Source organism: Pseudomonas sp. SIMBA_067, assembly GCF_046534675.1.
GTDB lineage: Bacteria > Pseudomonadota > Gammaproteobacteria > Pseudomonadales > Pseudomonadaceae > Aquipseudomonas > Aquipseudomonas putida.
On record NZ_JAWRYH010001393.1, the window covers coordinates 1 to 234 of the forward strand.

At 60.7% G+C, this 234-nt stretch carries 1 pseudogene; it reads right to left on the reverse strand.

The features are described 5' to 3' along the window. Positions 1–234 (reverse strand): annotated as a pseudogene (locus SB765_RS33950) (glutamine synthetase); the annotation flags it as partial.

Genomic DNA, 234 nt, shown 5'->3' on the forward strand with positions numbered 1-234 from the left:
GCCCTGCTCATCGCTGAACACGTTACGCCCGCTGCCGGTATCGACCAGGCTCTGGTGAATATGCATGGAACTGCCAGGCGTGCGCGCCAGCGGTTTGGCCATGCACACCACGGTCAGCCCGTGCTTGAGTGCCACTTCCTTGAGCAGGTGTTTGAACAGGAAGGTCTGGTCGGCCAGCAGCAGCGGGTCGCCATGTAGCAAGTTGATCTCGAACTGGCTGACGCCCATTTCGTG